The sequence below is a fragment of the Actinocatenispora comari genome, from assembly GCF_017312725.1.
Classification (GTDB): domain Bacteria; phylum Actinomycetota; class Actinomycetes; order Mycobacteriales; family Micromonosporaceae; genus Actinocatenispora; species Actinocatenispora comari.
The window spans coordinates 122,553-129,500 of the sequence record NZ_BOPO01000111.1; the positions used below are offsets into that span (position 1 = coordinate 122,553).

Below are 6,948 nucleotides of genomic sequence, written 5' to 3' on the forward strand. Positions count from 1 at the left end.
CACCCTTGTCCAGCAGCCGACAGCCCACCCTGGCCGGGGTGGTACCGCCGCTCGTCACCCCGCTGACCGCCGACCAGGAGATCGACACCGCCTCACTGGCTCGGCTGATCGGCCACCAGCTGGACGCCGGCGTCACCGGCGTGTTCGTCCTCGGTACCTCCGGCGAGGGCACGTTCCTCACCGACGAGGCGCGCCGCACCGTGCTCGCGGTGACCGTGGCGGAGGTGGCCGGTGCGGTGCCGGTACTGGCCGGCGCCGTCGACGCCTCCACCGCCCGCGCCGCGGCGCACGTCGGCACCGCGGTGGCGGCCGGGGTGGACGGGATCGTCGCCACCGCGCCGTTCTACGCCGCGACACACCCGGCCGAGATCGACCGGCACTTCGTCCGGCTCGCCGCGGCGGCCGGTGACCTGCCGCTGTACGCGTACGACATCCCGGCCCGGGTCGGCACCAAGCTGCCGGCCGAGCTGCTGATCGACCTCGGCCGGCGCGGCGTGCTGGCCGGTGTCAAGGACTCCAGCGGGCAGGACGGCAGCCTGCGCCGGGTGGTACTGGACCGCCGGGACGCCGGGCTGACCGGCTTCACCGTGATGACCGGCTCGGAGATCAGCGTCGACTCGGCCCTGGCGTACGGGGCGGACGGCGTCGTGCCGGGCCTCGGCAACGTCGACCCGGCCGGGTACGTGCGGCTCGCCGCGGCCGTGGCGGACGGCGACCACGACGCGGCGCGGGCCGAGCAGGACCGGCTGATCCGGCTGTTCGAGATCGTCATCGTGCCCGACCGCGGCCGGATGGGCGCCAGCTCCGCCGCGCTCGGCGCCTTCAAGGCCGCGCTGTACCTGCTCGGGGTGCTCGACTGCCCGGTGACCGCGTTCCCGTCCGTTCCGCTGGACGCGACCGAGATCGCCGGTGTCGCGGCCCTGCTGGCGCGCGCCGGTCTCGTCCCGGTCCGGCAGTAGCATCGCCGTGGCGGCGCCGTCGCTTCGTGGCGGCGCGGTCACCCCGTCGTGAGGAGAACCGTCAGTGAGTACCGCCGCGCCGGCCGGCCGGCCCCGACGCAGCACCGGGACCCAGGAGTTCATCCGGGAGCAGATGACCTCGCTGATCCTCACCCGCGGGCTGACCGCCGGCGACCCGCTGCCGACCGAGCCGGAGCTGATGGAGTTGTTCGGTGTCGGCCGGCATCCGTTGCGGGAGGCGCTGAAGGCGCTGCAGGCGGTCGGCATCGTGGAGATCCGGCACGGCTTCGGCACCTACGTCGGGTCGGTCGGGCTGCAGTCGCTGGAGGACGGGCTCACCTTCCGGATGCGGCAGTCGATGGCCGGCGACCTGCACGAGGTACGCAACGTGCTGGAGGTGCGGGAGGCGCTGGAGGTCGGGCTGGCCGAGAAGGTGGTGGCGCACTTCGGCCGGCACGGCACCGACGAGCTGGCCGCGATCGTCGAGAGCATGCGCGCCCGCGCCGACGCCGACCAGTATTTCCCGGACGAGGACTGGGCGTTCCACCGCGCCCTGTACCAACCGCTCGGCAACGAGCTGGTGCTCGACCTGGTCAGCGTGTTCTGGCGGGCGTTCGCCGGGGTCGACGCCCGGCTGCCGGGCCCGCGCTACACGCCGGCGGACGCGTTGCGCTGGCACCGCGACCTGCTGACCGCGCTGACCACCGGCCGGCCGGACCGGTTCGCCGCCGCGATGGCCGACCACTTCGTCGGCATCCACGCCCGCCTCGCCGACTAGCGCCCGCCGCCGGCGTGCCAGCCGCCGGAGCCCGGCTCAGTCGATCAGGTGCTCCCGGCCCGGCGGTGCCTGGTAAGGCTCCGGCCAGTAGTCGAGCACGGTGGCGATCCGGCCGTCCGGCGCGAAGCCGAAGAACGTGATCGCGTCCTGCGTCTCGCCGCCGATGGTGAACTCCGCCCGGCTGACCACCCGGTCGCCGTCGGCCAGCACCTCGCGCACCGCGAAACTCCAGTCGCCCGGGTACTCCCGGTTGAAGCGCAGGTATCGCTCTCGGTCGGAGATGGTCTCCCCGGTCTGCGGCAGGTCGTAGCGGACGTCGTCGGCGAGCACGGCGGCGAAGCCGGCCCAGTCGCGGGCGTCGATGCTCGCCCAGTAGCGCCGGACGGTGTCTCGGTGATCGGTCATGGCCGGCACCCTAGGGCAGGCCACCGACAGAACTCCTCAGGCCGCGGTCACCGGGGCCGGGGTCGGCGCCGTCGGCCGGCTCGGCTGGTACCAGGAGCGCAGCTCGGCGTTGCTGACCAGGTGCCGGGACAGCGTGCCGCAGGCGCACCGGACGTACACCACGACGCCCTCGGACGTGGTGTGCCGGGAGACGACCTCGCAGGTACCCGGCTCGGGCCGGCGGCAGTACTGGCATTCGATGCTCATGGATGTTCCTTGGAACCGAAGGGCAGGCTGTGGTTGTCCAGCCGGCTCCAACAATGGGACGACTATCGTTGAAAATCAATTAACGAGATTTGAAATGACCGTGTAGGAGAACCTTCATGATCGACATTCGCCGGGTCGGGGTGCTCCGGATGATCGGCCAGCACGGCGGGGTCACCGCCGCCGCGCACGCCCTGCACCTCACCCCCTCGGCGGTATCGCAGCAGGTCAGGCAGCTTTCTCGGGAGCTGGGAGTGCCGCTGCTGGAGCCCGCCGGCCGGGGCGTAGTGCTCACCGCGGCGGCCGGCGTGCTGGTCCGGCACGCCGACCAGCTGGCCGCCGACTGGGAGCGGGTGGTGACCGAGATCTCGCAGTACGCCGACGATCCGTCCGGTGAGCTGCGTCTCTGCGGATTCCCCACCGCGATCGTCAGCCTGCTCGCCCCGGCCGCCGCGCTGCTGCGCGCCCGGTACCCGGAGATGGCGGTGCGGGTCGACGAGGCCGAGCTGGCCGAGGGGTACGACCTGGTGCTCGCCGGCGACGCCGACCTGGCCGTGGTGGTACCGACACCGGACGCGCCGGCGGGCGTCGAGGACGCCAAGTTCGACCTGTCCCGGCTGCTGGACGAGATGCAGGACCTGCTGCTGCCCGCCGACCACCCGCTCGCCGGCCGGGACAACGTGGAGCTCGCCGAGGCGGCCGACGAGCGCTGGATCGTCGGCAACCCGGCCCGTTCGCACCAGCAGCAGCTGGTGCTGGTCGCCTGCGCCGCAGCGGGTTTCACCCCGGACATCGCGCACACCGTCACCGACTGGACCGCCGTCGCCGCGCTGGTCGGCCGCGGCCTGGGGGTGTCGCTGATCCCGCGGATGACGCACCTGCCGGCGCAGGACGCGGTGGCCCGGGTCCCGTTGCGCGGCACCCATGCGCCCCGCCGGCGCATCCTGACCTGCGTGCGCCGCGGCAGCGCGAGCCAGCCGGCGATCGAACGCGGGCTGGCCGCGCTGCGCGAGGTCGCCGGCGCCGGCGAACTGCACGGCCGCTCTGCCACCGCCGTCCCCAACTGACGCGCGGCGGTCAGTCCGTCGCCGGCACCTCGGTACGGTCGGTCCTCGGCGCCGGGGCGTGCTGCGGGGCGCGGCGGGTGACGGCGACCCCGACCAGGCAGATGGCGCCGCCGACCAGGGCCAGCGCGGCCGGCGTCTCGGCCAGCAGCAGCCAACCCAGCAGCACCGCGACCGGCGGTACCAGGTAGGTCGTCGCGCCCATCCGGGCGGCGCCGGTGCGGGCCAGTGCGTACGCCCAGGTGGTGAACGCCAGCGCGGTCGGCAGCGCGCCCAGGTAGATCGTCCACAGCACCGCCTCGGCCGGCGCGGCGGCCAGCTCGTGCACCAGCCGCGGCGCGTACGGCAGGCAGGCGAGCGCGCCGACGGTGGCGGCGAGCCAGGTGGTGCGCAACGCCGAGGTGGTGGCGAGCACCGGTTTCTGGCTGAGCACGCCGATCGCGTAGCCGATCGCGGCGAGCAGGCACAGCAGCACCCCGGGCAGGTCGCCGGTACCCGGCCGAGCGGTCGCCACCCCCATCACCAGCACGCCGGCGAACGCCACCAGCACCCCGATCACCAGCAGTCGCGGGAAACCCTCGCGCAGGAACACCCCGGCCAGTACGGCGAGCAGGATCGGCCCGACGTTGACCAGCATCGCCGCGGTACCGGCGTCCACCCGCCGCTCCGCCGCGTTCAGCGCCACGTTGTACATCCCGAACCAGGCCAGCCCGCACCCGACCACACCGAGCCAGGCCCGGCCCCGCGGCCAGCCGCCTCCCCGACGCCGTGCCGTCGCCGGGGCACGGCCGCCCGGTCCCGCGCCGCCGGCCGGTGCCGCCGCCGGACCCGTCCCGCGGCGGGCCGCGGAGCGCTGCCGCAGCGACTGCCCGGCCACCAGTACGCCCAGCACCACGCTGCCCACCACCAGCCGGCCCAGCGCCAGCGGCCCGGCGCTCAACTGGGTGCCCACGTGCCGGATCGCCACGAACGCCGACGCCCAGAGCAGCACCGTCACCGCGGCCGCGAGCATCGGCGCCGCGGCGACGAGCCGGTTCCCTCCCGTACCGTCAACCATGCGGCGAGCCTAGGACCGGGACGGTTCGCCCCGCGCCGAACCGTCCCGGCGCTGCGCCGGGTAGCGCGACCCGACCGCGCCGTCGCCCGGACAGCCCGATCCCGCCGCGCCATCGCCCTGGCAGCCCGGCCCGGTCGCGTCGTCCTGGCAGCCCGGCCCGGTCGCGTCGTCGTCCGGGCAGTCCGGCCCGGCGGTGCCAGCTCCACGCCGGCCGGTCCGCGCGCAGCGCGGCGTGCCGGTCGACGGCACGGCCTGGCAGCAGCCCGGTGCCGGTCAGCCGGCCAGTTCGGCGTAGCCGCGGGCGACCGCCTCCCGCCGGGTCGGCAGGTCGAACGGCCCGGCCGCGGCGACCCGCTCGACCGGCGCGCCCGCGGCGTGTCCGGCGGCGATCCGGTCGGCCAGCTCGGCGAGCTCGTCGCGCTGTCGCCGCGCGTACCCGACGTCGACGACCCCGCCGTGGCCCGGCACCACCGGGCCGGTCGCGTCGTCCAGCAGCCGGCCCAGCGTCGCCGGCCAGCTGACCGGGTACGCGTCGCCGAACTGCGGCGGCGCGTCCACCTCCAGCAGATCGCCCAGTACCAGCACGCCGGCGTCCGGTACCCGCACGGCGAGGTCGCCGTCGCTGTGCCCGCGCCCGGCGTACCGCAGCTGCACCCGCCGGCCGCCGAGGTCGAGCACGGCGTGCTCGTGCACGGTGCGGTTGGGCGCCAGCAGCGTGACGGTGGCCAGGTCGGCCAGCTCGGGATCGTCGCCGGCGTGCCGCGCCGCGGCCTCGGCGACGACCCGCCCGGGCCGCTCGGCCAGCCGGCGCCGGGTCGCGTCGTGCGCCCAGATCTCGGTGTCCGCTCCGGCCAGCGTCGCGTTGCCGAAGCAGTGGTCGAAGTGCGCGTGCGTGTTGACCAGCACCAGCCGGCGCGGCTCGAGTTCGGCGAGAGCGTGGCGCAACCGGCGCGCCTGGGCCGGGGTGGACAGCGTGTCGACCACCAGCGTGGCGTCGTCGCCGGACACCGCGGTCACGTTGACGTCGAGCACCGGGTAGCGCCAGACGTGCACGCCGTCGGCGATCTGTTGCCAGGCCGGACTCATGCCGGCTCGGTCGCGGGGTTCTCGCCCAGCGCCGCGGTGACGAACCGGTGCCGGTCGACGAGCACCCGCTCGACCGTGCCGGTGGCCACCTCGACCTCGCCGTCGCGCACCGAGACGTCGAATCGCAACCGCTTGCCGTCCACTGTGGACAGCCGGGCCACCGCGACGACGGTACCGCCGATCGGGGTGGGGCGCAGGTGGGTGAGCTGGACCGACGTGCCCACGGTGGTGGCACCGGACGGCAGCCGGGACGTGGTGGCGAGCACGGTGGCCGCCTCGGCGAGCGCGAGCACCCGCGGGGTACCGAGCACCGGCACGTCGCCGGAGCCCAGCGTCTGCGCGGTGTCGGCGTCCGTGACGGTCAGCTCGACTCGGGCGGTGAGACCGGCGGGCAGCTCCATGGGCACAGCCTACGCAGCCACCGAAAGGACCGTCGGGGCCTGCGGGACTCGGCACGACGCTGCCGGCGTCGTCGCCCGCCGCGAGCCGCCCAGCCGCCGGTCGAGCAGCCGCTCGCGGCTCCGGCAGAACGCAGCCGACCCCGGTGGGCGACTGCGCCTCGACTCGCGCGCGCCTGGAAGGGGGACGCGCAGACCGGGCTGGCCGCCCCGATCGGAGCCGCGACAGCACGCCCTTCCGGTGCCGACCGCTCAGGCCGGCTTCGTCCGGTGCCGAGTGCCGATCAGCCCGCGCAGGGAGAACTCGGTCAGCAGGTCGATCGCCGCCTCCTCGGGCAGCGCCGGCGCGGTGCCCAGGAAGCCGCCGACCAGTTGCTGGTAGGCGAACTGGTACCACATGCCGGTCAGCGCCACCGCGACCGCGGCGGGCTCGCCGGGCAACGGGTACCCCTTGTCCGCCAGCAGTTCCAGGTGTTGGCGCATCGCGCCCTGGTCCGGCGACATCAGCTCGGCCAGCCGCGCGCCGAAGTGCTCGTCGACCAGCGCCGCCTGGGTGACCGCGACGAACACCGCCTTGTTGTCCCGGAACGCCTCCCAGAACCCGGCGACGTGCCACCGCAGCACCTCCCGGTCGGACAGGTCGTGGTCGTACGGGTGTTCCCGGTCGACCCGCTCGTCGCTCGCCGCGAGCATGTCCGCGAGCAGCGCCTCCAGCAGCGCTTCCTTGCCGGTGAAGTGGTTGTAGAACGAGCCGGCGGAGCGGCCGGCCGCGGCGGTGATGTCGGTGATCTTGGTGTTCAGGTAGCCACGTTCGTCGAACACCCGGACCGCGGCCGCCTTGAGCGCCGCCGCGGTGGCCGCGGCCTGCTCCTTGCGCCCGGCGGGCGGTGGGCCGGCCGGCCTCCCGCGCCGGCCAGCCGGCGGATCGCCCGGCCCAGCGCCGGGGCCCGCCGCCGGC

At 75.1% G+C, this 6,948-nt stretch carries 9 protein-coding genes; 3 read left to right on the plus strand and 6 right to left on the minus strand.

Annotated features, from left to right (window positions below; all coding sequences use genetic code 11):
• The first annotated feature begins 5 nt into the window (after positions 1 to 5).
• Both NUM_RS26880 and NUM_RS26885 read left to right on the plus strand, forming a co-directional pair.
• Entirely contained in the window at positions 6 to 959 is a 954-nt protein-coding gene (locus NUM_RS26880; RefSeq protein WP_207127721.1) for a dihydrodipicolinate synthase family protein, read from the plus strand.
• A 64-nt stretch (positions 960 to 1,023) separates the two neighbouring features.
• On the plus strand, positions 1,024 to 1,737 hold the full coding sequence (locus NUM_RS26885; protein WP_207127722.1) for a FadR/GntR family transcriptional regulator: 714 nt from the start codon (positions 1,024 to 1,026) through the stop codon (positions 1,735 to 1,737).
• 36 nt (positions 1,738 to 1,773) lie between these two features.
• Here the strand turns inward: NUM_RS26885 and NUM_RS26890 are convergent, their stop codons facing one another.
• Entirely contained in the window at positions 1,774 to 2,142 is a 369-nt protein-coding gene (locus tag NUM_RS26890) for a nuclear transport factor 2 family protein (protein ID WP_207127723.1), read from the minus strand.
• A 36-nt stretch (positions 2,143 to 2,178) separates the two neighbouring features.
• Entirely contained in the window at positions 2,179 to 2,388 is a 210-nt protein-coding gene (locus NUM_RS26895) for a hypothetical protein (RefSeq protein ID WP_207127724.1), read from the minus strand.
• A gap of 116 nt (positions 2,389 to 2,504) precedes the next feature.
• On the opposite strand from NUM_RS26895, the gene NUM_RS26900 reads away from it, so the two are divergent.
• The gene (locus NUM_RS26900; protein WP_207127725.1) at positions 2,505 to 3,452 is read left to right on the plus strand and encodes a LysR family transcriptional regulator; all 948 of its coding nucleotides are present in this window, start codon (positions 2,505 to 2,507) and stop codon (positions 3,450 to 3,452) included.
• Positions 3,453 to 3,462: 10 nt separating this feature from the next.
• Here the strand turns inward: NUM_RS26900 and NUM_RS26905 are convergent, their stop codons facing one another.
• From NUM_RS26905 to NUM_RS26920, 4 genes are all read right to left on the minus strand, one after another.
• Positions 3,463 to 4,506 carry a DMT family transporter gene (locus tag NUM_RS26905; RefSeq protein ID WP_207127727.1) on the minus strand — a complete coding sequence of 348 codons (1,044 nt, stop codon included), beginning with the start codon at positions 4,504 to 4,506 and terminating at the stop codon, positions 3,463 to 3,465.
• Positions 4,507 to 4,779: 273 nt separating this feature from the next.
• Positions 4,780 to 5,592, minus strand: a complete 813-nt coding sequence (locus NUM_RS26910) for an MBL fold metallo-hydrolase (protein WP_207127728.1) — start codon at positions 5,590 to 5,592, stop codon at positions 4,780 to 4,782.
• On the minus strand, positions 5,589 to 5,993 hold the full coding sequence (locus NUM_RS26915; protein ID WP_207127729.1) for a thioesterase family protein: 405 nt from the start codon (positions 5,991 to 5,993) through the stop codon (positions 5,589 to 5,591). Before NUM_RS26915 ends, NUM_RS26910 begins: the two co-directional genes overlap by 4 nt.
• Before the next feature lie 249 nt (positions 5,994 to 6,242).
• On the minus strand, positions 6,243 to 6,948 hold a 706-nt coding region (locus tag NUM_RS26920; protein ID WP_207127730.1), incomplete at its 5' end, for a TetR/AcrR family transcriptional regulator.

Excerpts from the sequence above, each read along its gene's own strand:
- NUM_RS26890 (WP_207127723.1), bottom strand. The coding sequence starts at position 2,142 with ATGACCGATCACCGAGACACCGTCCGGCGCTACTGGGCGAGCATCGAC.
- NUM_RS26910 (WP_207127728.1), bottom strand. The coding sequence starts at position 5,592 with ATGAGTCCGGCCTGGCAACAGATCGCCGACGGCGTGCACGTCTGGCGC.
- NUM_RS26915 (WP_207127729.1), bottom strand. The coding sequence starts at position 5,993 with ATGGAGCTGCCCGCCGGTCTCACCGCCCGAGTCGAGCTGACCGTCACG.
- NUM_RS26905 (WP_207127727.1), bottom strand. The coding sequence starts at position 4,506 with ATGGTTGACGGTACGGGAGGGAACCGGCTCGTCGCCGCGGCGCCGATG.
- NUM_RS26895 (WP_207127724.1), bottom strand. The coding sequence starts at position 2,388 with ATGAGCATCGAATGCCAGTACTGCCGCCGGCCCGAGCCGGGTACCTGC.
- NUM_RS26900 (WP_207127725.1), top strand. The coding sequence starts at position 2,505 with ATGATCGACATTCGCCGGGTCGGGGTGCTCCGGATGATCGGCCAGCAC.